We start from the raw sequence: 25,506 nt of genomic DNA, 5'->3' as shown, positions 1-25,506 counted from the left end.
CTTGATGTCTCAAAAGGGATTTACTCTTATTGAGATCATGATGGTTCTGGCTATTTTAGCCGCCGTGCTTGTCGTGGGAGCTCCCCGCGTATTCAAGAAAAATGCTAATATCAAATCCGTTGCTCGGCAATTCATCGTGCTGAGCAAGGAAATCCGCAACAAAGCCCGCCTAACAAACTCCACATATCGTCTTGTGATCGACATGGACTCGAAAGAAGCCCAATACTGGGTTGAAAGAGCCAATGGCCCACAAACGGTGGATCCTGAGGCTTACGAGAAAGCCAAAGAAAAAGAATCTGAGAAAGAAGAAGGTGCACCTCCTCCCCTTTTCCAGATTGATAAATCAATCACTAAAAAAGAACAGACCCTCCCCAGCGGGCTTCGTTTTGGCTCCGTAGAAACGGCCAATATGAAAGCTCCTTTGACATCGGGTCTTGCCTACGTCCACTTTTTTCCAGAAGGTTTTGTTGAGGCCGCCGCCGTGCAAATCACCAATGGAAATAATTTAACTTGGACGCTTGTTTTTAATCCTTTAACGGGTCAAGCTGATATAATAGAAAAGGCTTCTTCGTTAAAGGATATTCAAAGGTGAGAAAAAACGGATTCACATTGATAGAGACCGTGATAGCCATGGTCCTCCTGTCTGCGGGACTTCTGCTTTTAGCAAACTCCTGGAGCGGAAGCTTTATGCGCATTCGTAAGACGCAACTTTCCACAGAAGTCGCAGCCCTCCTTGAAAGAAAAATGGTTGAAATCGAAATGGAGTACGCAGGGAAGCCCCTCGACTCGATCCCCGAAGAAAAAGAAGACGACTTCGGTTCTGAATACTCGCAGTACTCTTGGAAAATGGAATCCAAAGAATTTGAAGTTCCTGATTTTTCAGCGACCCTCACCGCCCAAGCCGGAGGTGCTGACGAGTTGACTCTCACCGTGATGAAAACCTTGTCTGAACACTTGGCTAAATCCGTGAAGGAAGTCAAAGTCACTGTGATCTATAAAGCTGGAAAAAAGCCGCTAAATTTTTCTGCCACTCAATACTTTGTCGACTATGACAAAGACATTCAGCTTCCTGCAATGCCGGGGGCTCAGTGAGAAACAACCGTCGCGGCTTTACTATGATTGAGATGATGATCACGATCGCGATCTTAGCGACGCTGACTCTATTGACGTCTCAATCCATCAGCCAAGCGGTTAAAGCGAAACTCAAACTGCAAGATCAAATCGACGATGTTTCCCGCTTGCGTGATGCCGTTCGTTTGATTGAGCGAGATATCAACCTTGCCTATCACTATCGCGACATTGAAAAAGAGCTGGAGCAAATTTTAAAAAAGAAAAATGCTCCACCAACACAACCCGGCCAGCCCCCCGCAACTCCACCGGCTCCTATCCCGAATGATCAAGCCAACCGTCGCGAAGTTCCACGCCGTGATCCGGAAACTCACTTTGTTGGCGCTGGCGACAGTCTTAATTTTGTGACAATGAACAACGCGCGCACCGTGCGCAACTCACAGCAAGCCGATTTTATTGAAATCGGCTACTCCCTCAAAGATTGTAAAAACTTGCGCGACGACAAGGGTTCATCAAAATGCTTATGGCGCCGAAGTACACCGTTTGTGGATTTGGATGTCACAAAAGGCGGAGACGAAATCGTACTTTTAGAAAACGTGTCTGAATTTAAACTTCGCTACATGGGCAAAGGCAAACAAGACTGGGTCACCGACTGGAGAACCGACGCCGGCGGCGACGGAGCCACCAAAGGGAAATTCCCCCAAGCCGTGGAAGTGTCTTTGACGATCGAGAAAAAAGTAAAAGCGAAAAGTAAAAAATACTCCGTGCAAGTGATCGTTCCAATTCACTTCCCTAACAATCCAGAGGAGGGTGCAAATGCGCAAAGCTCTTGGCCGCAAGAACAACCACCCGCTCAATAATAATCGCGGTATCGCGATGATGATCGCGATTGCCGCTATTATGTTGATCATGTATTTTTCGATGGAACTTTCTTACGAATCCAGCGTCGAGTACATCGTCAACTCTCAGGGTTTGAATCGCGTGAAGGCTTACTATGCCGCGAAATCCGGCATGCAGTTAAGTCTTTTGCGCATTAAAATTTATCAGCAAGCTCAAGATAAATTTGGCGCCCAACTGGGCAATAGCCCACTGCTGGATCAAATCTGGAAATTCCCATTTGCATGGCCACTCCCGATCGCCGACGAACTGAGTGCGGTCGACAAAGACAACTTTAAAAAGATTTTCAAAGAATCTTCGATGGATTCTAGCTACCTTGTTACGATTGAAGACGAAGGATCCAAGATCGACCTGAACGACTTAAACTCCCCGTCAAAATCCCTGCAAGAGTCGACAAAAAAACAACTTCTCAACATCTTTGAACAAAAGAAACAAGAAGACGAAGAATTCGCCCGCGAGTTCAGCAACGTTCGTTTTGACGAACTGATCAATAACATCGCCGACTGGATGAGTTCCAAAGTCACCTCCCTCAACGGCGGAGACAAAAGAGCGAAATACGGCGAACTCAATCAAGCTTCCCAAAGCGAATACTATCCACCGAATCGTGGCTTTAGAACTCTCGCCGAATTGCACTTGGTGCCTGGAATGACCGATGCCTTCTACGACCTTCTTGAACCACGCATCACGATCTACGGAATGAAGGGCATCAACCCGAACCTAGCAAGCAAAGATGTTTTAAAATCCCTTGATCCCGGCATGACCGAAGAGGCCGTCACCGCCATCATCAAAAGAAGAGAAACCGAATCCGAAGGCGGCCCTTTCAAATGCGACCAAGGCGGAGGCAGCGCTGACTTCTGGAACTTCGTTCAACAAAATACACGCGTGCGCTTGATGGGAGACCCGAAAGACATCCCTCTGACTTGCGACACCGTGATGAATTTCAAAATTAAAAGCACTGGTGAATTCGCAGGTGCCACAAGGGAAATTACAGCCATTGTGATGGATCTGAATAAGTCAGCGACGAAGACAAAGTCTTTTGTGGATCAAGAAAAGAAGAGCGAAAATCCCGACAGCACTGGAAACGACAAAAACAAGCAACAAGGTGCTGCCCCGAAAGACAAAATCCCCAAAGGCCCGCCTCGTATTGTGTATTGGAATGAGCGCTAGACTTTGGTTTGGGTTGTTTTTAGTTTATTCAGCAGAGACAGTTCTGCGATCTTCCACCATCCATGAGTAGGCTGTTTCCCGGCCATCGTGGCCGGGAAAGAAAAGTATTTTTCCTTATAATAAAATCGAGAGCCCCCGTCGTTAGAGGCGTCACGCTGGCGCGAACCGAGGCGCAGCCTCGGCACCGACGAGCCTGGAAGGCGTGGCGGTAATTTAAACTATACTTACCAGCCAACGTCGCGTAAACTCAGACCAAAAGCGTGTTCATGGAGGAACAAGCGTGAAATCACTAGGCATAGACATAGGTTCTAGCAGCATCAAAATTGTCGAGGTGCAAAGCACTTCGAAAGGTTTCCAAGTGTCTCAGTTTGTTGAGCATCCACTCAACATCGCACCTGGTGCCGACCAAGAACTTGAAGTTATTGAATTCCTCCGCAACTTTGTCAGTCATTACGATCCCAATCAAACTCGTTTTATTTTAGGTCTTCGCCAAGACCGTGTTGCCATTCGTAACAAATTCTTCCCGTTCAATGACCGCATTAAAATTTCTAAAAGCTTGGCTTTTGAATTGGAAGAGGACATCCCCTTCTCTGCGGACAATGCGATTTTTGATGCAAAGATTGTTCGCACTATCGGCGGTGGCGCTGAAGTCCTTGCTTGTGCTGCGCCTAAAGTTCATGTGCAAAATTTAATTCAAAGAGCTCAAGATGCGGGTATTGATCCGTTTTTGATTTCTTCTGAAGGAACGGCTTTTGCCAACGTCTTTGAAAAATGGAATGAACCTCCTCCGGCTCTTTTGCCTCCGGCGATTTCTATCACTGAAGAAGAAAACCGTCCCGTTCGTCATGTGCAACTTGTTCTGAACATGGGACATACGCGCACTTTGGTCAGTGCGTTTGAAGGAAACTCTTTGATCGCCGTTCGTTCCATTTTGTGGGGCGGAAAAAATATCGCGGAAGCGATTTCTAAAAAATACGAAATCCCTTTCTTAGAAGCGATGAAAGAGCTGCAAACCAAAGCCTTTATTTTGACGAACAAACAAGGGGCTACATTTGATCAAGTGACTTTCTCGGACACGATTGCCAAAAGTGTGCGCGAAATGGCTCGCGATCTTCAGCTCTCCATTCTGGAACTTAAGAGTGAGTTCAACGCGCAAATTGGCAGCATCAGTCTTAATGGTGGTGTCTCACAAATCCAAAACTTGGGTCCTTTCCTGACTCAGATTTTGGAAGTGCCAGTGAACCGCGCTTCTTCTTTGGATTTAGTTCCCAATGTTCTTTTTGAACGCTCTGTCCAGAATGGCGCTAAAGCCGGTGTGGCTTTGGGGCTTGCGATTGAGGGCTTTAAGAAGCCGCGCAATCCTCCGATTAATTTCTTGCGTGGTGATTTTGCAAAAGAAAATCATCAGATGAAAATGTTCTGGGAAAAATGGGGCCATACCTTCAAAGTGGCGACAGCCGCTTTATTGGTTCTGTTTGTCTATACGTCTTTGCGTGAAAGTTTCTCTTTAAGTCTTGCGGATCGCACTCAGGAAGTTCTTAAAGACCAAGCCAAAGCCGTGGCCGGCCTTAAAGGAAAAAATGCTTCTGAAAGTGGTATTCGCAAATACATCCGCGAAAACAAAAAACGTGCGGCTGATCTGAAAACCTTAGCCAGTGTTGCGAATATGAATTCCGCGCTGGATATCGTAAAGAAGATCAACGATGCGGCTCCGCCAAAAACATCCGTCACTTTGGATGTGCATCAATTGCAAATTGAAGACAGCCAAGTGGTGATGCAAGGATATGTAAGCTCGCCCCAAGAGATGAGTTTGTTGCAGCAGTCTTTAACGAACATCACAACCGATGGACAAGTGAAGGCACAAAGATCCACTCTCGGAGCTCTTCCAGGCAGAACAGCTTTCTCTTTCAGCTTTAACGTCGATCGCGGCATCCAAAAGGTGACAAGATGAATTTAGATGATTTAAAGGATAAATTAGTTAGCGACGCCCGTGTGACTTGGGAACGCGTTCAAGAAAGCGGCGCTTACAATCAACTTCGTGATCGTTACGAAAATATGTCGCCACCAATGCAAAAACTCACCGTGGTGGGTTCGGTGGCTTTGATCGCGTTCTTGGTTCTTTCGATTCCTTACGGTTATTACTCTCAATCTCAAGAGCATGTCAGCGAGTTTGAAGGAAAACGCATGACGATTCGCGAACTTTTAAAAGTCAGCCGCGAGTCTTCAGATGTGCCACAAATTCCGCAAGCCCCGTCTGTAGACATGCTTCGCTCGAATATTGAAAACCAAATCAAGAATGCCAATCTTTTGCCAGAGCAGATTAAAGGCACTGAAGTGATCGACAGCACTTCCAAAGTGGTTCCCAAAAATTTGACGGAAGGTGTTCTGCAAGTCAGTTTGGCCAAATTAAATCTGCGTCAGGCTTTGGATTTGGGTTATCAGTTCCAAAGCATCAACCCTAGCGTGAAACTCAAAGATCTTGTTATGACAGCCAACCGCGAAGACACACGTTACTTTGACGTAGTTTATAAGTTGGTCGCACTGGCAGTTCCGGCAGCTCCCGAAGTTCCTGCAGAACCTCCTCCGCGTGGTGGTGGCGCTCGTAAGAACCGTGGCAATTCAGGAGACGAATAGATGGAACAACTGCGTGAGTTGATCACACTGATTCGCAAGGGCAAAGGAAAGATCTTCGTGATGGTTCTTTCTGCTTTGGTGTTTTTGTTCTTCCTCTTCCCGTTTGATGATTTGAGTGATTTGATTTCTTCGCAAGTTTCAAAACTTTCAAACAACTCGATCTACGTTCAATTTGAAAGATTGAAGATGAGTCTTTTCCCACAACCGGGCGTGCAGATGGATCAGGTGTATATTGAATCTATTCGTACTCCGGCTCTTTCCGCGCAAGAGCTTGTGATCACGCCGTCTGTATCAGGTTTGATCCAGCAAAAACCTTACGGACATATCTCTGCGAAGGGATTATTAAAAGGTGATGTTGATGTTCACGTCGGCAAAGGCACTCGCACAGAGAACGGCCTTGAGAGACATCGTATCGAAGTGTCTGCGAAGAAAGTTTCTTTGCATGATCTTCGTGAATTGGCGAATCTTCCCGTTCTTCTTAAAGGCCAATTGAATTTACAAACAATGGCTCTTGCTGACCTTTCATTTCAGGAACAACCTGATGTGGAAGTGGATATGACAATCAGTAAGTTTGAACTGCCTCCTTCGAATGTGAATACACCGATGGGTCCTTTGACCCTGCCAGATTTGAAATTAAGCACTGTCGAACTAAAAGGCCGTCTGGCCGCCGGTCGTTTCGTGATTGAAAGCGGAACTATTGGGAAACCAGGTGACGAGCTTTACGGTACGATCAAAGGAAATATCGGCCTTACGATCATCAATCGTGGTGGTTCTTTTGGTCAGCAAATCGGCGCTTACAACTTTGAGATCGATCTTAAGGCACGCAAAAGTTTCCAAGATCGCGCCGCTCTTTTCTTGTCCTTTATTGACGGTTATAAAACGCCGACAGCTGAAGGTGCCCAGTATAAATTCAAAGTTTCTGCAACAAATCCTATGATGCCGCCAAGCATCGGAGCCGCGCGTTAGTCCGGCTTTAGTCCTCCCTATGGAACCCCTTCTATTTTAACCTGAGATGGGGTTTGCCTAAATATTGCTCATCCCTTCCCACAAATAAAATGCGGCTGAAGTCCATTATTGACTTCAATCATAAACAGAACAAAAACCAAATGGTTTAATTTGGAGGGAATATGTCAGTAAATAAAGTCATTCTAGTAGGTCGTTTGGGCGCTGATCCAGAAGTTAAAGCTATCGGCAGCGGCAGCACAGTAGCTCGTCTTAATATCGCAACAAGTGAATCTTGGGTGAAAGACGGTCAACGCCAAGAAAAAACGGAATGGCACCGTGTAACTGTATGGGGCAAACTTGCAGAGATCTGCGGTAAGCACCTTGCAAAAGGTCGTCAAGTTTACGTTGAAGGTAAACTTCAAACTCGCCAATGGGAAGACCAACAAGGTCAAAAACGCTACACAACTGAAATCGTAGCAAGCACAGTTCAATTCTTGGGCTCTGCAGGCGCTGAAGCTGGAGCAAGTCGCTCTTCTTCTTCTGGTAACGACGATTTCAACTTCCAAGATTTCGGTCCAGAACCAAGCTTCAACTCTAACGACGAGATTCCTTTTTAATCGGCCGGGCCGGCAGTGCCGAAGCGCCCGTGGCGCGTAGGCTGAAGCAGCTCTCGTCTAAGAGTTAAACAAAATCCAAAACTTTGAACTACTTCAGTTCCGGCGACTTACCGTCGCCTGCACTCTGTGCCCCTCCCGGGGCGAAAGCCTCGATTTAAACAGTCGGGGCTTTTTATTTATTCTTATTTAGTCCAGTCTCTTCTATAATTAAAGGGCTATGAAGTGTTTATTACTCTCCACAGTTTCAGTCCTTTTTTTAAGTGGTTGCACGGTCTACCGCTCGGAAGGTCGTAAACAATTCGAATCAGAAGCTCCTGGCAAAGTCTCAGCCTCTTCATCGGCGGCATTTCAACTTAAAAGCTGTAAAAAAGAAGGCCGCCTTGAGACTTGGTTCAATGAAGAGTTCCCTTCTAAAACTTATGAACTTGTCGTTTCTGAAAGCGATCTTGAGATCTGGCGTACTCACCGTGACAAACGAGTTGAGGTCAAAGCGATTCAGAAAACAGAGACAGCGACTCAGTCTTGCATCTATGAATTTGCGAATGACATGGTTTGGAATCTCTATAAAGACCAATTCATCCGAGAACTTGAAAACAACATGATGACTCTTGAATAGGAAAGACACCAGTGATCTTGAGAACTCGCATCTTTGCTGCCTGCCTCCTTGTGTTTTGGACCTCATCTGCATTCTCAGCTTCCGTCTCTGCCGTTAAAGGTCAAAAAGTTCTCATCAATCTGGATGGCGACGCCACTTCCGAAGGCGAAGAGTTTTATCTTATCAATCCTTCCAATAACAAAAGAACGGCCATCATTCGCATCAAACAAGTGAAAGGCTCTAAAGCTCTGGGTGAAATTGTCAAAGGACGTGCCTCTCAAGGTTACTCTCTGCAAGCTAAAGCGCCTTCAAAAATGAGTGCGGAAGTCAGCGATCCTTCTTCTGAAAATTCTTCCGACGAAGAAACACCGGTGGCTCGCAACGATATGAGTTACTTGCGTGTCGTTAAAGATTCTTACGGCATCACGGGCAGCTACATCATGAATACGATGGACGCCGACGTCAGTTACAAAGACGGTTTTGGTATCAGCCACAAAACTTCGACAAGCATGAGTGGGACAGGTTTTGGTGTGGGCGGATTTTACGACTATGCCTTCAGCAAAGATTTCGTCGGGCGCGGGTATGCGGCGATGGAGCAATTCAACGTTTCTGGAAACGCCTCTGAAGCCGCTTGCGCGGATTCAACTAGCTGTGATGCTAAAATCAACTATCTGTCTTTGTACGGTCTTATCAAGTGGTATCCCCTTCAAGGAAAATACCGTGGCTGGCTGGGCGGCGGAATGGGCTACATGCTCGCTCTTTCAAAATCGAGCACGGCTTTAAATGAATCACAAATTTCTACGAATCAGGTTTTCACTTTCGCTATCGGCAGTGACATTCAAATGAGTCGTAAGAACTACATCCCCGTCAGCATTGAATACAATATGTTCCCGGCTTCCGACACCGTCAAAGCCAGCATGATTCTGATTAAGGGTGGATGGGCTTGGAATCTTTAGAAGCTTCTGGCAACCAAATCACAAATCTGGTTTTCGCCGAGTTTTCGTCCAAATAAAATTTCCCATTATGTGACTGAATGATTCCTTGAGAAATACTCAGTCCCAAACCAACACCCTTCCCGACTTCTTTGGTCGTAAAGAAGGGTTCCATGATTTTCGTACGCAAATGGTAAGGAACTCCCGGACCGGTGTCAGAGACACTGATTTCAATCCCGCCGTTTCTTTTTTGCGCTTCAATCGTGACCTTTTTAATCCGGCTCGCAAGAACCGCATCCAAGGCGTTGTTCAACATGTTTAAGAGAACTTGGGAAATTTGGTAAGGGCGCACATTCACAATCAGTTGCGGCTCTAATGAGATTACGACTTCAACCCCTTCACTATGGAATTTTTCAGAACAAAAAGCCATCGTATCATCAATCAGAGCTTCCACTTTTGTAGGTTCTTCTCCGCTTAAGTCCGACTCACGGGCATAAGTGCGCAAGCCGCGAATGATTTTCGCGATTCTGTGAACAACGTTTTCAAGCGAATCAACTTTCTTGGTCAGGTCTGAATCTTCACCCAAACCTTTTTGCGCCATCATCTTTCTTAAGATTCCCAGATTTCCACCAATGATAGCCAGGGGATTATTAATCTCGTGAGCAATTCCCGCCGCCATCTCCCCTAAGGATGCCAATCGAGATGAAGCTAAAATCTTTTGTTCTTGTTCCTCTAAAAGTCTTTCTTTTTCCTTGAGCGCCGTCACGTCCTCGACGACTTCCAAATAGCCGGTGACATTGCCGTTCTCATCACGAATTTCACTGGTTGAAATCACCACGTTATAGCGTTTCCCGGATTTTGAAATCATCGTCCATTCGGAAGCTTTGTTATATCCTAAATCAAAGAAAGCTCTAACGTATTCAGACCCCATGGTTATGGACCGACCGAGTTCTTTTTCTATTTTATTTTGCGCGTCCCGAACCTCATTGGCGTCGTGAAAGATCTCCGGAGACGTTTTGCCCGCCACTTCCTCTGTCGTGTATTCTAAAATCCGCTCTGCCGTTGCATTCATTTCGCGGATGATCGTATTTTCATCCATGGAAATCATCATCAAAGGAACACTGTTCATCCCGGCTTTTTTAAGTTCGAAAGCTTCTTTCGCTGCCTTTTCAGATTCGCGTGAGCGACTGTAGAAACTCAAAGACAAACCTAAAAGAACCGACACGCTCACTCCGAAAAGCAAAACGACTCCGGGCAAGGCCGAAGTGTTCTCACGAATGGTGGCCGCCGTAGGAACGAGAATTAAATCCCAGTTGGCTCCCAAAGTGGAGTAGCGGGTCATCATCTTCCAGTCTCGAGCAAAAACCGGATCAGGAGTTCCCGTTGAATAAATCTCACGCCCATCTTCAAGCAGGGAGAGATTGTAACCCTCCACTTTGACGACTCGGGAGAAAAAGGGCTCTGCCATCAAGGCCGCTGAAACAGTACCCTGATATTTTTCATTCAGGAAAACAGGAACAACAAGAACAAACCCCATGCCCCCGGTTTTAAGTTCAAACAACCGAGAGATAAAAGCACTCGGATTTGATGGAGCCTTACTGAGACGTTCCCGCAATTGAAGATTCGAAGCCGTCGTGTTCACAACAGTATTACCGCCGTTGGTCAACGGATAAACCCAACGAATAATATCACCACGATCTGCCCATACCAGACGGCGCAAACCTTCAAACTCTTCAAAGTAACTTTCAGCATCCACCGCCCACATTTTATAGTTGGGATAACTTCCCGAAGAAAAACGCCGGGACATGTGCTCTAAAGATTTTTGTAAAGGCAGGAAGACATTATCGAGATTGGCCTTGAGACTTTCACCGCGAATCTGTATCACGCGTTTATTGCGATCCTGGTCGCGTAAAACCAAAAGCTGCCAGATCACCATGGAGGTCATAATGCCAACCATGACCACATAAAACGGAATTAAAACTCCGCCACGAGACGATTGTTCTCGCACTCTGTTTCGCAACTGCCAAAGTATCGCCAACGAAAGTAAAACAAACGAAATGCTCGTATGTAGGGCCATACGCGAGAAACTGCCCCAGCCATATTCTGAATTAAAACTCAGTGCATATCCGGCGATACCAAAAATAGAAAATCCCGTCACCAAGGTTGAAACGGTGACAGTGGCCATCTGATAGGTATATCCAGGCCGTTTAAAAAACAGAAGCAGGGAAAGAACCAGGAAACATGCCGACGCACTCACCGACATTCTGCCTGGGATCACGACACCGACGCCATAAAAGGGCTCGATGAAGAAATGGTCAATGCCGATATTGATACTGAAAAAATACTGCGACAAAGTGAGGATCGAGATCACCACCACAACCACGGAGGTTGCTTTCGTAACCTTGAGCGATCTAAATTCCGAAAACAAAAGAGCGATGGCCAAAGCAGCAAATGAAAACGCCGTATTGAAAACCATCGGCGCCATGCGAGGGTTGATTTGAATAATCGTAGGATCTCGTAAAATCCATCCAAACATCACAGTTGTTGCGACGGCAAGAACCACGAGGGCTAAAATGAAGTGGAGTTTTTGAAAAATCTTAGTGGATAACACGAGTCACACCAATAATACCTTTGATCTTTTGAATCTCATAGATAGCTTGGTTTAATTGGCTGGCATCTTTTACACTGACTTCAAAATGACAGATCGCTTTTTTGTCTTTTGTCGTACGGATTTGCGCCGACTGAATATTAATTCCCTGCTGCGCAAAAGCCTCGGACATGAGTTTGAGAAGTCCCGGCACGTCTTGAGAAATGATTTTAAGACGAACCACGCGTTCTTGGCCCTCACCCGCCTGCTTCACGTTCCAATTGACGTCCACCTTACGAAGCTGATCGAACTCAAAGGCCTTACGACAGTCACTGCGATGAATCGTGATACCACGGCCGCGACTGATAAAGCCGACAATCGGGTCTCCTGGAATCGGATGACAGCATTTTGCGTAGTGAACCAGAACGTCATCCATCCCATCAACACTGATAAGTGAATTGGTTTTGCGCGTTTTCTGAGTGGCCGCGCGCATGACTTTTTCCATAAAGGAAGAGTCTTCCGTCTTCGCGGCCTCTTTGGCGATGTTTTCTGGCGTAAGTCTTTCAACAAGAATACGCGTTTCAAGTTTTCCGTAACCGACAGTCACGTAAAGTTCATCCAAGTCCGCCAAGCCGTGATCTTTTAAATAAGTTTCAAAAGCCGGGCCCTTCAGATATTTCACTGCGGCCATACCGAATTTGCGGAATTCTTTTTCTACCAACTCTTTACCTAGAAGAATCGCACGACGGCGTTGTTCTTCTTTAACGAAGGCACGAATTTTCGCTTTGGCTTTATTGGTAACAACAAACTTGAGCCAATCTTTCGACGGCACTTGCGTTTTTGAAGTCATCACTTCAACGGTGTCTCCGTTTTGCAATTGATACTTCAAGGGAACCATTTTTCCATTCACGCGCGCACCGACGATTTGATTTCCCAGCTCTGTATGAACGGCGTAGGCGAAATCAACCGGTGTGGCTCCTTCCGGGAACTCCCGCACGTCTCCTGTCGGAGTAAAAACATAAATCTCTGTTTCAAAAAGGTCGGTCTTAACGGTATCCAGAAACTCATCGGGACTGCGCACTTGTTGGTGCCATGTCACGAGATCACGAAGCCAGTTGGCCTGTTGGAAATCGGAATCGTCGACCATCTTACCGCGCTCTTTATATTTCCAGTGAGCGGCGATCCCGCGCTCAGCGACGAGATGCATTTCTTGCGTACGGATTTGGATTTCAATACGCTCCCCGCCAGGCCCGATCACCGTCGTATGCAGGGATTGATAGTTATTGGCTTTCGGCATGGCGATGAAATCTTTGAAACGACCTGGAATCGGCTTCCACAAGGAGTGCACCAGTCCCAGAACCGCATAACACTCGGCCACGTTTTCAGTCAGCACACGGAACGCCAGAACGTCATACACTTGATCGTATTCAATATTACGCGACTGCATTTTTCTGTAAATCGACCACAAGTGCTTTGAGCGTCCATAGACTTCATATTTGAAGCCTGCTTTGTTCAGCTCTTTTGAGAGCATGCTTTTCACTTCGTCAATATAACGATTTTGTTCTGACTCTGTTTTCTTGATATGCTGAACAAGTTCGTAGTACATGTCGGGGCGATAGTAACGGAAACACAAATCTTCCAGTTCAATTTTCAGTGAACTGATCCCCATGCGCCCCGCAAGAGGCGTGTAAATTTCCAAAGTCTCAAGAGCGATACGTTCTTGTTTTTCAAAGGGCATGAAATTCAACGTACGCATATTGTGAAGACGGTCCGCCAGTTTTACTAAAACCACGCGCACGTCTTTCCCCATAGCCACGATCATTTTGCGAATATTTTCGCCTTGTTTTTCGTGACTGTTTTTGAATTTCATCTGACCTATTTTGGTAACACCGTCCACGAGATGAGCGATCACGTCACCGAATTCGCGACGAATATCATCTAGAGTCGCTGCTGTGTCCTCGACAGTGTCATGAAGAAGACCTGTTGCAATGGTATCTAAATCTAAATGAAGATCCGCCAAAATTGCGGCCACAGAAAGCGGATGAGAAATATACGGCTCACCACTTCGACGAATTTGTCCTTCGTGAGCTTTCTCGGAAAAATAGTAAGCCTTCTCGATGATTTTTAAATCTGCATTCGGATAGAAATTGCGAATGCGAGACAGAAGATCATCAAGTGTCTTCACTGGCTTCTGATTTACTCCGCTCTCTTTTAGGACTTCAAACATATAAGTTAAGTTTACCTGAGGAGCCTAATGAGTCCAACTAAGTTTTAAATAAGGTCTTGGATTTATTAGTTATTTTAAGCCCTTATAGGGAAAGACAAGGAATGCTCAAATAACCGTTAAGGGCATAAAAAAAGGAGGCCTGAGCCTCCTTTTTAACTGCCTTATAAAGGGTTTTAAATCCTATTTATTAAGGTCTTTTTCGATTTGGCGAGTGGCTTCTGCATTCTCCATAGCCTCTGTGTAACCTACGTTACCAATAGCCACTTCACGAAGAGCGCTCACAATGTACTTATTGCTACGAGTAGAAACTGTCGCCTCAGCTCCTTTAAGAAGCTGCTTCGCTCTTTTCGCAACCATCAATACAAGAGCAAATCTGTTAGGAACTTTTTCCAAGCAATCTTCAACAGTTACACGAGCCATTTAGCCTCCAGGCACTTTTAACAAAAGTAGATCCGGCCAAGTTACCGCTAAGCTAGTAATTCTTCAACGATTTTTTTAAATTGCGAGTAGGATTGTTCAAAGTTGTCGTTCACGATCTGATAATCGAACTTTGAAGCCTCACGGATCTCTTTTTCGGCGTTGGCCATACGGACTTCAATATCCGCTGGCATTCCCCCGTCTCGTTTTGCGATCCTGCGACGCAGCTCATCAATTGAAGGAGGAAGGATAAAAACAGTCTTGGCATCCGGGAATTTAGACTTAAACGTCGCGACCCCTTGGATGTCGATATCCATAATAGCGCATTTCCCCTGCTTCCAAGTGCTTTCGATAGATTCGTAGGAAGTTCCGTAGAAATTCGTATGAACCTTGGCCCACTCAACAAAGAACTCTTCTTTGATCTTTTGCTGGAATTCCTCGGAACCGATGAAGTGATAAGGTTGCCCGTCACTTTCGCCTTTTCTCATTGCTCGCGTAGTAAAAGTAATGATGTCGACCAAGCGAGGGTCTTCCTTGCTGATCTTCTCCACAAAACTACTTTTTCCAGCACCGCTGGGAGCGGCAACGATAATAAGACGTGTCTTCATTGGACGTTTTGCACCTGTTCTCTAAGTCTTTCAATAAGGGTTTTTGCTTCTACCACGGCATGAGTGATCTTGGCTACCTGAGACTTCGAACCAATTGTATTCACCTCGCGGAGCAGCTCCTGCGTATAGAAATCGAGCTTCTTCCCTTCGGCTTGCTGCGAAGACACCAACTGACGGTAGTTTTTAATATGCTCACTCAAACGAGAAAGCTCTTCGTTGATGTCCGCTTTTTCCAACTGAATCACAATTTCTTGCGATAGACGGTTCGGATCAATGTCATTTCCTTTAAGACGGGCACGGATTTTTTGTTCAAACTTTTCTTGAAGCTGTGCATTGGCTTCGCCACGCAACTCACTGATTACTTTCACTTGTTTCTCTAAAGACATGAGGAGCTTTTGCAAATCACGACGCAAAGCCTGCCCTTCACGAGAACGCTCTTTATCGCAATTCTTGCATGCTTCCGCGAAAGCCTTTTTAAGAACCTTATCTTCACCAGGGAATAATTCGTACGTGTCTTCAACTTTGATGATCTCTGGCAAGCGCGCCAAAACCTCAAGATGAACTTGAAAAGGCACACCCAACTCTTTGGAAAGATGTTTGTATGCCATCATGTATTTTTTTGCGAGAATATCATTCACGGTCATCTGTGCTTTCGCCGCCGTATTTTTCACGCGACGAGAAACGAAAACATCCACAGTTCCACGATGCAAAGTTTGGCCGAGAACTTTTTTAAGCTCCCCTTCATGGGCCACAAATTCACGCGGTAAATGAAAACGGGGTTCTAAAAAACGACCGTTCACGGCGCGAATACTGACTTCGACTGTGACATCTTTGGATTGAACTCTGGCGGTGCCGTACCCTGTCATGCTTTTCATAATAACTCCATTTTGAAACGGCCCCTCTTATGGGGTCAAGGGTTCAGAAATTTCTCGACCATACTGCGAGCTTCAGAGAATCCGTCACTTCCCGAAAACCAGTGAATGTCTTTGTCTCTCTGAAACCAAGTTCTCTGTCTTTTGGCGAGCTGTCTTGTGTTCTTGGATATTTCTTCGAACAATTCTTCTTGAGTGAGTTCACCCTTCACAAACGCTATCGTCTCTTTGTAACCTACACTGCTCATCGGCGCCCAAGATTCCAAACCTTCGTCGAGGAGTCCTTGCACCTCTTTCACAAGGCCCTGATCGAGCATCTTTTGCGTGCGCAGAGCGATGCGATCTTTCAGAACTTCGCGATCCCACGACGGTCCGATTTTTAAAAGTGGAAACGGAAACTCACTGCGAGATTCCGCAAACTCCGCCTGGATTTGTGTGACACTTTTTCCCTGACTGCGAATAAGTTCGATGGCGCGACCGATGCGATAGTGGTCAGAAAGATGAATTTTCGCGCCATACTCCGGATCGTTTTGCAAAAGTTCCTGGTGGAGTTTTTCGGCTCCCCCTGGAGTTTGCAGTTCTTCAGCCACGGCTTTTTGAATTTCTGCAGACACTGGCAAAACCGGATACATGCCTTTTTCAATGGCCATAAAGTAAAAACCCGTTCCACCCACCACAAAGACTGGGACCCCTTCAGGGATTTTCTCCATACAGTCGTAAAAATCGCGGCAGTACTTTCCGGCGGTCATTTCTTCTGGAGGGTTCACATAATCCACAAGGTAATGAGGAACGAGGGCTTGCTCTTGCGGAGACGGCTTTGCCGCGCCAATATCGAGTTTTTTATAAATCTGAATGGAGTCGCAGTTGACGATGACTCCCCCGAATTCTTGCGCAAGCTTCAAGGCCCACTCGGATTTCCCGGTGGCCGTGGCGCCGACTACAAAAATCACGGGTTTTCGCGGATTCTTCATTAAACGATTCGACCAAAATCTTTCTCAAGCTTGTAGAAAGGATATTCCACACTCACCGGACGGCCATGAGGGCAGAAACTTGAGAGTGGAAACATATCCATATCGCGCAAAAGACTTTTCATTTGATCCATGCCCAGGGCTTGCCCTGCTCTGACAACAGAATGACAAGCCATCGTCGCACAGATATCACCGACGACTCTTTCCAGAGAATAACTTCCACCTTGATCGACAATTTCATTGGCCATTTTATCCAAAACAGAGCTTAAGATGGACTCTTTGATCATCAACGGTGCGGCCTTTACACCAATTGTGCCGGGACCGAGAGACTCAATGTGCACACCCAAACGTTCCACGTCTTTGGCAATCCCTAAAAGCGCCTCCACTTTTTCTGGAGACATATCGATCGCGAGTGGAAACAAGAAGTCTTGCACATCCACTTTGCCACCCTTCCAGGCGTTCATCAGTTTTTCAAAAACGACACGTTCATGGGCCGCATGTTGATCCACAAAGACAATTTTATCGCGAGCTTGGGTAACAATGTACGTGAGATTCGCTTGCCCTAAAACTTCCAAAGAAGACCAGTAACCGCGAGGAGCTTCTGGCTCGGACTTTCCTATCATGGGCGTTGTTGCTATTTCCTCACGAGAGGCCGCTGCCTGCGCCAAAGTTTGATAGTCTATTTTAGGTTCGTTGACCGTTGAAGTTGGAAAGCTAAATTCTTTTTTCTGAAACTGCGTCACACTCAAAGAAGAATCTTGGAATGCCAAATTTTCTTTTGGCATCGGAGTTGTCGCAAAATTCGGAAGACCCTGAGTCGACGAGTAATCTGCCGCCGAAACGTCTGCCAACGGTTGTGGAGGACGAGGTCTTTGGCCTTCTGCCAACCATGGCGCTTGCTCTAGAGTTCCACGCAAAGCCCCTGCGACGGCACGGAAAGCCAAAGAGGGTTCTTGAAATTTCACTTGAGATTTTGTCGGATGAATATTGACGTCGACACAATCAGGGTCCACTTCCACCCAAACAACGGCAATCGGATATTCTCCGTGCATTAGAAGACTGCGATAAGCTTCATTCACGGCCGCTTGCAAACTGCGATCTTGAATCCAGCGGTTCTGCGCAAAAAGCCAAATGTTCTTCGCCGTTTTTGCGACATTGTGCGGATCTGCAAACACGGCATAAGCACGCACGTTTTCACGAGTCGCCTCGCCGACAAAAAGAGGTTTGATTTCCAGAATCTGCTCAACACGGTCTTTGCGGTTTTTACAAGCAGGCCAAAAACTCGCAAGTTTGCCGTTTTCCTGAATTCGGAATTCGACGTTGTAGTGAGAAAGGGCCATGGCCTTCAAAGTCGTTTTAATCGCCGTGTTTTCTGCCGCGTCTGATTTTAAAAATTTCAAACGCGCTGGCGTATTATCAAAAAGATTTTCAATCAGAATTGTCGTACCTTGGGAACCGCCGACTTTATCGAGATCTTTTTTACGACCGTACTCACTGATTAACTGATGAGCTTGCTCATCGCCTTCACGACGTGATGTGAGTGTCAACTTGCTGACAGCGGCAATACTGGCAAGAGCTTCGCCGCGAAATCCAAAAGTACGAAGCTTCCAAAGATCATCAGTTTTAGAAATCTTACTTGTCGCAAATCTCTCCAAAGCTTTGGGAAGATCTTCCGGCGCCATGCCTTTTCCATTGTCGATCACTTTCACGATGCGACCGCCGTCAAAGAATTCCACATGAACACGCGTGGCTCCGGCATCAATACTATTTTCAACGAGTTCTTTTACCAGGTGGGCAGGACGCTCCACCACTTCACCAGCAGCAATTTGATCGACAACTTCAGGAGGTAAGACTTGGATTGACATAGAGGGAATCTGCCCGAGAATCCCTCTCAAGTCATCTATTGCGCAGCGCGTGCGCACTCGCCCCATGCCTGGCATTTTAATAATTTCATACGCAACGCTTTGAGCTCAGAAAGCGTAAATTCGAGCTCAGCATCAAACCCGCGTTCCACCCCGCCCAGTTGGGAAACCGAGCGGTATTCGGTCGCCTCATCGAACTGCTCTGCCTTAAGAGTCAGGTCCGAATAAGTGGTAAATTGCATCTGACGAGGATACTTTGAAAGATTCCTTGTAAAGCGCAATCTTTGCGACTTCGCCTTATCCAAAGCTTGGTCAAAATTCTTCCAGCATTTTACTTCCGCCACTAAAACCACTTTTTGGGTGGCGCGATTGATGACCAACACATCCAACTCCCCTAAAGTGAGATCCCCGGTGCTGTATTCAATTCCCGTTGTCACTAAGAAGTCTTTTTCTGGATAGGTTTCTAGAAAACCCAGACGAGCCACTTGCTCGCAAATGGCTCCATCAGGTTCGTAATTCACGGCAGATTGTTTTAGAGCTTCAAAAACGGGCTCAATATCTGCGGCAAAGGAAATAACAGAGAAAAAAATCAAGACGAACGATAATGAAAGAATGCGCACAAAGCCCCCTCAAGTTGTGGGGCTCCGTTTACACCGGGCGGATTATAACATAAAGAAAAAAATCCCTTAGCCGACTTTTCCTTTAAGAACCGCCTTTTCCAATCTCGCCAATCTTTCTTCAAATGAATCTGACGTAGAAGCTTGTTTTAGGAGAGAGTTCGCCAGTGTCGTGTAAGGAAGTCCCCGCTTTTCAGCTTCCGCTTTAAGCCAATTGAGAACCTCTAAGTCTAAGCGCATTGATACGTTGACTTTCACCTCGTGAGGCCCCGGTTGAGCTTCCACTTGTTGACGTTTACCAGTTTCTTTTGCCGCTTTCATAGCTTCTTTTAGCGTTTTATGCTTCATATATCACCTAGCCTAATCAAATACAAAAGCATTACAAACCCCTTCAAACGTTGTTTAAAGGCCCATCCTGCAAAGTGAGATCTAACTTAAAATTTTATTGGATCGAGGGATAGTCCGCGTTAGGCTCGCGAATCGGACCTAAAAGAAAACTTAGGTATTAAAATTCCCAGCCCAGGTTAAGACCCAAACCGTAATACTTCGTGCGTTCCCAGTAGTATTTGGCGTCTGTTCTTAGCGACACGCCACCAAAGCGGAACGCCAAGCCTAAGTTAAAAACAGCACCCAAAGTCATGTCATCTGCGGAATAACTGAGTGTCTTTGTTCCGTCTGGGACTTCGAGAGTAAAATGCGAATATCTAAACATCGGTCCAAATCCGTAATAGAAAAGTTGCGACTTCCCCATAGGACTGACTGTTTGCAAAAGAAAATTCGACACGAAAATGAAACCGTCGCCACTTTTTTTCGTCACATCCGAATAATAAGCCGGAGCACCGAAGTGGAACATGATGTTTCCCTCAGTGTAAATTTCGCCACTGATAATGGTATTAAAGCCATTAAATTTTACACCATAAAAAGGCAGAAACTCCGAACGCTCTTGCCCCAAAGTGTCTTCCGTATAATTCACGAAATCCACCGCGGGTCCTCGATAGCGAGTGGCAAAGAACGGTTTTTTCTTCGCGGGCTTCTCTTCATTTTTATCAAATAATTTTTTATCCGGCGGTGGAGGTGTCAGTTTCACAACACCCAGCTTCACATCTGTATCAGAAATCCATCCCACCGTTCCCGGCTTCAAACGAATTTTATAGAAAGGCCCTTTTTTCCCGGTGGAGATATTGTAAACACCCCCACGCTTCAAAGTCTGAATAACAGGAGCATCAAAATCCGCATCCTGATAAACCAAAGCCCCATCAAGAATAACAGTCGCCTGTTGAGCCTGCGCCCAAGACAACAACGGGAACAACAGCGTTATAAAGAGAACGGCAAGTCCCCTATTTAAAACGCATAAGCCAGACACGATAAAACGCCTCAATCACAATCTTCAATGACATTTTGCTTTGACCGACACGACGATCTTCAAAAACAATCGGCGACTCCGCGCCTTTAAAGCCTTTTTTCATAGCTTTGTATTTAAGCTCAATTTGAAAGCTGTAACCGTTGGACTCCACCGTCGCAAGATCAATACCCTGAAGAACTTCTTTCTTCCATGCATTAAACCCGCCTGTCCAATCATTCAAAGGAAAACCCAAAATCAAACGCGCGTAGATACCACCACCACGAGAAATAATCTTGCGCATAAGACCCCAATTCACCGTGCGCCCCCCCTCGACATAGCGAGAGCCGACGGCAAAATCATGAGTCTCTAGCTTTTTAAGCAAAGGCCCCAAATCTTCTGGGCGATGAGAGAAATCGGCATCCATTTCCGTAATGGCTTCATAACCATGATCCATGCCCCAACGGAAACCCGCGATATAAGCTTTTCCCAAACCTTGTTTGCCTGGGCGAGAGAGAAGATGAAGTTGCGGAATGCTTTTTTGCATTTCACGAACAATGGCGCCCGTACCATCTGGGGAGTTGTCGTCAACCACAAGAATATCGACGCCAAGGTTTTGAGCCAAAACCGCAGGCACAATAGCCTGAATGTTTTCTTTTTCATTGTACGTAGGAATCACGATGAGTGTTTTCATGCACTTCTAACCTGTCACAAAGAACGCACGAAGGCAATGTTTACCGACGGATGTCGGCAGAGCGGAGGGCCAGAGGCCCGGAGCTGAAGCAGTATTTTAAATCGAACGAGAGACTAAGCGGCCTTTTTCTTTGCCTTGAAGGGCTTGTGCCTTTTTCGCAGGGATTGCGGGCAAATTAAGCGGTTTTGCTAATAAATACTTTGGATCCTGCTTACGCAAATCCAACTGTTCCTTTACTTTTTGTGCAGCGAGATCGGGCTGCTTAAGATACAACACCGGATCGAATCCACAAGAGCGGCAAACGACGGAAAGTCTCCAACGAATTTTCACGAAGACTTCAGAAAGAGCCAGGCATACGACAAAGACAATCATCACGCGTGGATCGTATTGTTGCCAGATCGCGAACATCACCACCACCGACGCCAAAGCGCTGCCGATAATGTTCATAAAAGAGATATTCCTTTTACGATAAATACGGCGAGGGCTTTTACAAAAAGCGCAAAAACAGTTGTGACGTTTACTAAATAAAGAAAGCATCCTTTTTATAGTCTGCCAAAAATGAGGTCTAGAACGAAAGATGAATTTATGAAAAATGACAAAGACTTGCTAGAATCAAGATATGCAAATACTTAAATCAATCCAATTCGTTTTGATCGCAGTTTCCCTCTTTTCAACTCCCACTTTAGTCCAGGCCGCAGGCTCCTCTTCAGACTATGAAGAAGTCAGCTACGACGATCTTCTTAATGAGTTGAGTGCGAAAAAGAACAATTTAGCTAAGAAGCAGAATAGTTCACTGGATGACGTTCGCTTGCATGCAGGGATTGGCTACGCGAATTCTTTCTCTAACATCGCGGCTCAAAAACAAAACTTCAATCGTCATGTCAGCGGTATCCAATTGTCTTTGGGAATGGATCTCTTTTCTCCAAACTGGTACTCCGAAGGTATTTTCAGAAACTACGGTCTGACTTCTTCTGGCAATGAAGAACTGACTTTGCGTGAATTTGATTTGAAGATTGGTTACACAAACAAGCTTGAGAGCATTTGGAATTACACCATCAGCTCAGGGCTTTCCAACCGCTTCATGAGTTTCTCGGACCCGACTCGCAATATCGACGTCGATTCAACAACGCCGTCTTTGGTGGTCTCTACAGGTTTTGTGGCGCAAGTTCACAGAAATCTTTCTTTAGGAGCCGAAGTCAGCGCAAGAACGGCCATGGTGAATGATACTGCTGACAAAAACTCCTTTGACTTTGCATTTCGTCTTAACACCTCTCTATAATTGAGGGGTGGATGTTGCCGTCTTAATACTTTGCCTTCTTGTTTTTACTCTGGGTCTTGCGCTTTTTTCCAACCAAGCAAGATCCCAACAAGATATTCCCTTTGAACTTAAACCCAACTGCCTCTTAACCCGCTTTCCCTTGTTATTTGTCACAGGCCCTCGCTCTATTTTCTATTTCCGTTCTTACTGGAATATCTACACTTCGTTTTTGGCAGAGCATGGATACGAAGTCTTTACCTTGCATCTTCCCTGGAACAACCCCCAACAACGTAAAGAACGTTTTTTGTATTTCTTAAAACAACAAGAAGAACACCGCCGCCACTTTCACCTGGTTTTAGATCAGGTGACTTTCGCAGAGTTTGAAGATCTCATCCGCCAATACAAATCAACGGCGATCATGAGTTTGACGGAAGTGATTAATCCGGAGCCAAACTCAAAGAGCTTCGCCCTTTCCGCTCTTCCCATTCCGTCTGCCGAAGTGGAATGCCTGCCTTCACAAAATAGCTCTGCCTTTTTGAAACTTGCGTACAAACTCCATCAATGGCTTACCAAGAAACCACAACTGCCCTCTTTAAGTACCTTGGGAGCTTGTAAGGACACGGCCATCCCGAACAGTTTACTCCTCCTGGAGCGCGCTCAAACTTTGGCAGAAATGGATCTGCGAGAAGACTCGCCTCCGCGGAATGAGCTTGATTAAGACTAAAGGCAGTGGTGCAATAATCGTATGAGCGACTACAGAGACGTAACACCCCCGAACCAACCCCAGCTTGATACGGCCAAAGAGGTCGTTCGCTACATCATCAACTATCTTCGTCATCCCATTGAAAAAATCAAAACTCTGCCCGACTGGAATTGGACGGTTTTGATTATCACACTGGTTGTGATCTCAATGGGCTCCGGAGTTTTGACGGGGCTGGTGCCACCGAACTTCTTCCGCTTGATGGGCGGATTTGTGATCTCTCCGATTGTGGGTGTTGTCACAACGTTTATCGGCGCTTTGTTCATCTACTACTACTTCCAAGTGTACGAAAAAAGAACCTGCTCTTTGCGCAAGATCTTCACTTTGATTCTTTTCGCGAACATTCCGTTCTTCTTGTTTCAAGTGGGTTCTGAATTAATTCCACCGATCACTTTGGTGGGCTTTGCCTTCACAGCGCTTTTGATGGCTGTGGGTCTGACTGAAAACTTTCAAATGGAAAAGCGCAGATCCATTCGCTTGGTGACGATTCTTTTCGCCATCGTCTTTATCTTGTGGCTATGGAACCGCATCGACATCTCTCGCCTTGAGAGATTGGGATAATTCCTTTAACTATTTGAAAATAAAAAAGCCCGATGAGAATCGGGCTTTTTTTTATTGCTTCAGCCTCCACGCCTCGGCGCTTCGGCTCTGCCGCCACAAGGCGGATTAAGCGCGACCTGTAGATCCGAATCCACCAGCACCACGCTCTGTGGAACCTAACTCGTCAACAAGTTGGAATTGTGCTTGAAGAACCGGAGCGATCACAAGTTGAGCGCAACGCTCTTGATCGTTGATCGTCACAGCTTCGTTGCCAAGATTGATAATGATGATTTTAACTTCCCCACGATAGTCAGCATCGATGGTGCCCGGAGTATTCAACACCGTCACACCGTTTTTCGCCGCAAAACCACTGCGTGGACGGGCTTGGATTTCAAAACCAAGTGGAATCTCAAAAGACAAACCTGTCGGAATCAAAGCTCTTTCACCAGGATTTAAAACAACGGGTCCCGCCAATTGGGCGCGGATATCAAAACCACTGGCACCCAGAGATTGATACTGAGGAAGGTCACCATGGAAGTTCTCAAGTTTTTTAACTTTCACTGCGATTTTTTGCATGCAAGTCCCCTCTATAAAGACAAGTCTTCCCACCAAGATTTGAGCTCGTTCACTCCCGGCCCCAAAAGAACGCCCGAAGCTTTATCAAGATCCAATTCTTCGCGGATATAGTAATTCACAGAATCGACAGAGACTTTTTTAATCTCTTCAATCACCGATTCCACCGAACGATAATGGCCAAAGACGATCTCATTGACCGCCAAAGATGTCATGCGATTTTCAATATCGTCAGATCCTAGCAAGATGCTTCCAATGACTTGCGTCTTAAACATTTCCACATCGTGTTTAGTCACGCCCTGCTTGCGGATTTTTTGCATTTCCTTCGAAACCAAATCACCCACTTTGCGAGCATTTTTGACTTCTGTCCCCGCATAGATCGTCAGCATTCCTGAATCCATGTGCGTGTTCAGACTAGAATGAATCGTGTAAACCAGGCCTCTTTTTTCACGCACACTTTGATAGAGTTTTGAGGTCATGCCTCCACCCAACAAAGTATTTGTGATCACAGCTTCAAAACGATGTTTGTCTTTAAAGCTTGCCGTCGGAAAACCCAAAAGCATGTGAACCTGTTCAGCTTGCTTTTCAACGACGTGACGACGTTTAAGCCAGCGAGGAATCGTGCGTTTATTTTGCAGCTTCGTGGACTTTTTAGGCCCCAAACGTTTTTCAATTCCCGCCATCAACTCATCGTGATCAAGGCAACCTGCCGCACTCACGACGATGTTTTTACCGGTATAGGTCTTTTTATAATAATCCATCACCTGATTCTGTTTCATCAGTGCGATAGACTTAGGCGTCCCTAAAATCGGACGTCCGAGAGGATGTTTGCCATAAACCTCATCGTAGAAAATGTCATAGATGAGTTCTTCATGGCTGTCTTCGGACATGGCGATCTCTTGCAGAATCACGCCTTTTTCAAGACCGAATTCTTTTTTATTCAGATGCATGTTCGAAATAAGATCTGAAAGAACATCGAGAGCTTTCTCCCAATGATCTTTGAGAACCAGAGCATGATAACAAGTGTATTCACGAGTTGTGTAGGCGTTGAGGTCCCCGCCCAATGCTTCCAAAGACTTGGCAATTTGATAGGCCGAACGAGTTTTTGTGCCTTTGAAAACAAGGTGTTCAAGAAGATGGGAGATCCCCGCCACATCGGAAGTTTCATCACGCGTTCCGGTTAAAACCCAGATGCTGATAGAAACGGCACGGGACCCTGGATGAAGTTCACTCACCACTCGGATCCCGTTAGAAAGTTCAGATTTTTTGAACTTGGTATTTGTCATTGAATCTCTTTTAAAGATGCTGCTTCAGCTACGGCGGCCAAAG

27 protein-coding genes are annotated in these 25,506 nt (G+C 45.9%); 13 read left to right on the top strand and 14 right to left on the bottom strand.

Annotated elements, in window-relative coordinates; translation table 11 throughout:
* Nucleotides 1–4: 4 nt before the first annotated feature.
* The 10 genes from ACL934_RS07960 (at nucleotide 5) to ACL934_RS07915 (ending at nucleotide 8,879) form a co-directional block, all read left to right on the top strand.
* Entirely contained in the window at nucleotides 5–592 is a 588-nt protein-coding gene (locus tag ACL934_RS07960) for a Tfp pilus assembly protein FimT/FimU (protein WP_374079663.1), read from the top strand.
* Nucleotides 589–1,092, top strand: a complete 504-nt coding sequence (locus tag ACL934_RS07955) for a prepilin-type N-terminal cleavage/methylation domain-containing protein (RefSeq protein WP_374079661.1) — start codon at nucleotides 589–591, stop codon at nucleotides 1,090–1,092. Before ACL934_RS07960 ends, ACL934_RS07955 begins: the two co-directional genes overlap by 4 nt.
* On the top strand, nucleotides 1,089–1,928 hold the full coding sequence (locus tag ACL934_RS07950; RefSeq protein ID WP_413613298.1) for a type II secretion system protein GspJ: 840 nt from the start codon (nucleotides 1,089–1,091) through the stop codon (nucleotides 1,926–1,928). The genes ACL934_RS07955 and ACL934_RS07950 overlap by 4 nt, the downstream gene beginning before the upstream one ends.
* Nucleotides 1,885–3,132 carry a general secretion pathway protein GspK gene (locus ACL934_RS07945; RefSeq protein ID WP_413613297.1) on the top strand — a complete coding sequence of 416 codons (1,248 nt, stop codon included), beginning with the start codon at nucleotides 1,885–1,887 and terminating at the stop codon, nucleotides 3,130–3,132. The genes ACL934_RS07950 and ACL934_RS07945 overlap by 44 nt, the downstream gene beginning before the upstream one ends.
* A 280-nt stretch (nucleotides 3,133–3,412) precedes the next feature.
* Complete coding sequence (pilM, locus tag ACL934_RS07940; protein ID WP_374079655.1) at nucleotides 3,413–5,083, top strand: pilus assembly protein PilM; 1,671 nt, start codon at nucleotides 3,413–3,415, stop codon at nucleotides 5,081–5,083.
* On the top strand, nucleotides 5,080–5,766 hold the full coding sequence (locus ACL934_RS07935) for a hypothetical protein (protein ID WP_374079653.1): 687 nt from the start codon (nucleotides 5,080–5,082) through the stop codon (nucleotides 5,764–5,766). Before pilM ends, ACL934_RS07935 begins: the two co-directional genes overlap by 4 nt.
* Nucleotides 5,767–6,732 (top strand): type II secretion system protein GspN, encoded by a 966-nt coding sequence (gspN, locus tag ACL934_RS07930; RefSeq protein WP_413613296.1) that lies wholly within the window; start codon nucleotides 5,767–5,769, stop codon nucleotides 6,730–6,732.
* 161 nt (nucleotides 6,733–6,893) lie between these two features.
* Nucleotides 6,894–7,328, top strand: a complete 435-nt coding sequence (locus ACL934_RS07925) for a single-stranded DNA-binding protein (RefSeq protein ID WP_413613295.1) — start codon at nucleotides 6,894–6,896, stop codon at nucleotides 7,326–7,328.
* 217 nt (nucleotides 7,329–7,545) lie between these two features.
* Nucleotides 7,546–7,944, top strand: a complete 399-nt coding sequence (locus tag ACL934_RS07920; protein WP_374079647.1) for a hypothetical protein — start codon at nucleotides 7,546–7,548, stop codon at nucleotides 7,942–7,944.
* 11 nt (nucleotides 7,945–7,955) lie between these two features.
* A complete protein-coding gene (locus tag ACL934_RS07915; protein ID WP_413613294.1) occupies nucleotides 7,956–8,879 on the top strand; it encodes a hypothetical protein in 924 nt (307 codons plus the stop codon).
* On the opposite strand, the gene ACL934_RS07910 is transcribed toward ACL934_RS07915, so the two are convergent.
* The 12 genes from ACL934_RS07910 to ACL934_RS07855 all read right to left on the bottom strand — a co-directional run bounded on the left by ACL934_RS07910 (nucleotide 8,851) and on the right by ACL934_RS07855 (nucleotide 21,493).
* Nucleotides 8,851–11,466, bottom strand: coding sequence for an ATP-binding protein (locus ACL934_RS07910; protein WP_413613293.1), 2,616 nt, complete (start codon nucleotides 11,464–11,466; stop codon nucleotides 8,851–8,853). The two genes, ACL934_RS07915 and ACL934_RS07910, sit on opposite strands and share 29 nt — an antisense overlap.
* Entirely contained in the window at nucleotides 11,453–13,669 is a 2,217-nt protein-coding gene (locus tag ACL934_RS07905) for a RelA/SpoT family protein (protein WP_374079641.1), read from the bottom strand. The genes ACL934_RS07910 and ACL934_RS07905 overlap by 14 nt, the downstream gene beginning before the upstream one ends.
* Nucleotides 13,670–13,849: 180 nt before the next feature.
* Nucleotides 13,850–14,089, bottom strand: coding sequence for a DNA-directed RNA polymerase subunit omega (gene rpoZ / locus ACL934_RS07900; protein ID WP_295906055.1), 240 nt, complete (start codon nucleotides 14,087–14,089; stop codon nucleotides 13,850–13,852).
* Between the two features lie 47 nt (nucleotides 14,090–14,136).
* Nucleotides 14,137–14,694: a guanylate kinase gene (gene gmk, locus ACL934_RS07895; protein ID WP_374079637.1), complete on the bottom strand. Its 558-nt coding sequence runs from the start codon at nucleotides 14,692–14,694 to the stop codon at nucleotides 14,137–14,139.
* The gene (locus tag ACL934_RS07890; RefSeq protein ID WP_413613292.1) at nucleotides 14,691–15,569 is read right to left on the bottom strand and encodes a YicC/YloC family endoribonuclease; all 879 of its coding nucleotides are present in this window, start codon (nucleotides 15,567–15,569) and stop codon (nucleotides 14,691–14,693) included. Before ACL934_RS07890 ends, gmk begins: the two co-directional genes overlap by 4 nt.
* Before the next feature lie 35 nt (nucleotides 15,570–15,604).
* Nucleotides 15,605–16,537: a tRNA (adenosine(37)-N6)-dimethylallyltransferase MiaA gene (gene miaA, locus ACL934_RS07885; RefSeq protein WP_413613291.1), complete on the bottom strand. Its 933-nt coding sequence runs from the start codon at nucleotides 16,535–16,537 to the stop codon at nucleotides 15,605–15,607.
* Nucleotides 16,537–18,399: a DNA mismatch repair endonuclease MutL gene (gene mutL, locus ACL934_RS07880; protein WP_413613290.1), complete on the bottom strand. Its 1,863-nt coding sequence runs from the start codon at nucleotides 18,397–18,399 to the stop codon at nucleotides 16,537–16,539. The genes miaA and mutL overlap by 1 nt, the downstream gene beginning before the upstream one ends.
* A 35-nt stretch (nucleotides 18,400–18,434) precedes the next feature.
* Complete coding sequence (locus ACL934_RS07875; protein WP_374079629.1) at nucleotides 18,435–19,016, bottom strand: hypothetical protein; 582 nt, start codon at nucleotides 19,014–19,016, stop codon at nucleotides 18,435–18,437.
* A 66-nt stretch (nucleotides 19,017–19,082) separates the two neighbouring features.
* Nucleotides 19,083–19,361 (bottom strand): BrnA antitoxin family protein, encoded by a 279-nt coding sequence (locus ACL934_RS07870; RefSeq protein ID WP_374079626.1) that lies wholly within the window; start codon nucleotides 19,359–19,361, stop codon nucleotides 19,083–19,085.
* Between the two features lie 157 nt (nucleotides 19,362–19,518).
* Nucleotides 19,519–20,376 (bottom strand): SH3 domain-containing protein, encoded by an 858-nt coding sequence (locus tag ACL934_RS07865; RefSeq protein ID WP_374079624.1) that lies wholly within the window; start codon nucleotides 20,374–20,376, stop codon nucleotides 19,519–19,521.
* Nucleotides 20,351–21,046 carry a polyprenol monophosphomannose synthase gene (locus tag ACL934_RS07860; protein ID WP_413613289.1) on the bottom strand — a complete coding sequence of 232 codons (696 nt, stop codon included), beginning with the start codon at nucleotides 21,044–21,046 and terminating at the stop codon, nucleotides 20,351–20,353. The genes ACL934_RS07865 and ACL934_RS07860 overlap by 26 nt, the downstream gene beginning before the upstream one ends.
* 96 nt (nucleotides 21,047–21,142) lie before the next feature.
* The gene (locus ACL934_RS07855) at nucleotides 21,143–21,493 is read right to left on the bottom strand and encodes a hypothetical protein (RefSeq protein ID WP_374079619.1); all 351 of its coding nucleotides are present in this window, start codon (nucleotides 21,491–21,493) and stop codon (nucleotides 21,143–21,145) included.
* Between the two features lie 172 nt (nucleotides 21,494–21,665).
* On the opposite strand from ACL934_RS07855, the gene ACL934_RS07850 reads away from it, so the two are divergent.
* From ACL934_RS07850 to ACL934_RS07840, 3 genes are read left to right on the top strand one after another with little or no spacing between them, the layout of a single operon-like run.
* Complete coding sequence (locus tag ACL934_RS07850; protein ID WP_413613288.1) at nucleotides 21,666–22,325, top strand: hypothetical protein; 660 nt, start codon at nucleotides 21,666–21,668, stop codon at nucleotides 22,323–22,325.
* A 7-nt stretch (nucleotides 22,326–22,332) separates the two neighbouring features.
* On the top strand, nucleotides 22,333–23,022 hold the full coding sequence (locus ACL934_RS07845; RefSeq protein ID WP_413613287.1) for a hypothetical protein: 690 nt from the start codon (nucleotides 22,333–22,335) through the stop codon (nucleotides 23,020–23,022).
* A gap of 27 nt (nucleotides 23,023–23,049) precedes the next feature.
* A complete protein-coding gene (locus tag ACL934_RS07840) occupies nucleotides 23,050–23,625 on the top strand; it encodes a Yip1 family protein (protein ID WP_374079611.1) in 576 nt (191 codons plus the stop codon).
* Nucleotides 23,626–23,730: 105 nt separating this feature from the next.
* Here the strand turns inward: ACL934_RS07840 and dut are convergent, their stop codons facing one another.
* Entirely contained in the window at nucleotides 23,731–24,180 is a 450-nt protein-coding gene (gene dut / locus ACL934_RS07835; RefSeq protein ID WP_413613286.1) for a dUTP diphosphatase, read from the bottom strand.
* Nucleotides 24,181–24,191: 11 nt separating this feature from the next.
* Entirely contained in the window at nucleotides 24,192–25,463 is a 1,272-nt protein-coding gene (locus tag ACL934_RS07830; RefSeq protein ID WP_413613285.1) for a M16 family metallopeptidase, read from the bottom strand.
* Between the last annotated feature and the right edge of the window lie 43 nt (nucleotides 25,464–25,506).

The sequence above is a fragment of the Bdellovibrio sp. HCB-110 genome, from assembly GCF_047323225.1.
Taxonomy (GTDB): domain Bacteria; phylum Bdellovibrionota; class Bdellovibrionia; order Bdellovibrionales; family Bdellovibrionaceae; genus Bdellovibrio.
Note: the sequence above shows the minus strand (reverse complement) of the source record. Positions and strands in the feature narration are given on the sequence as shown.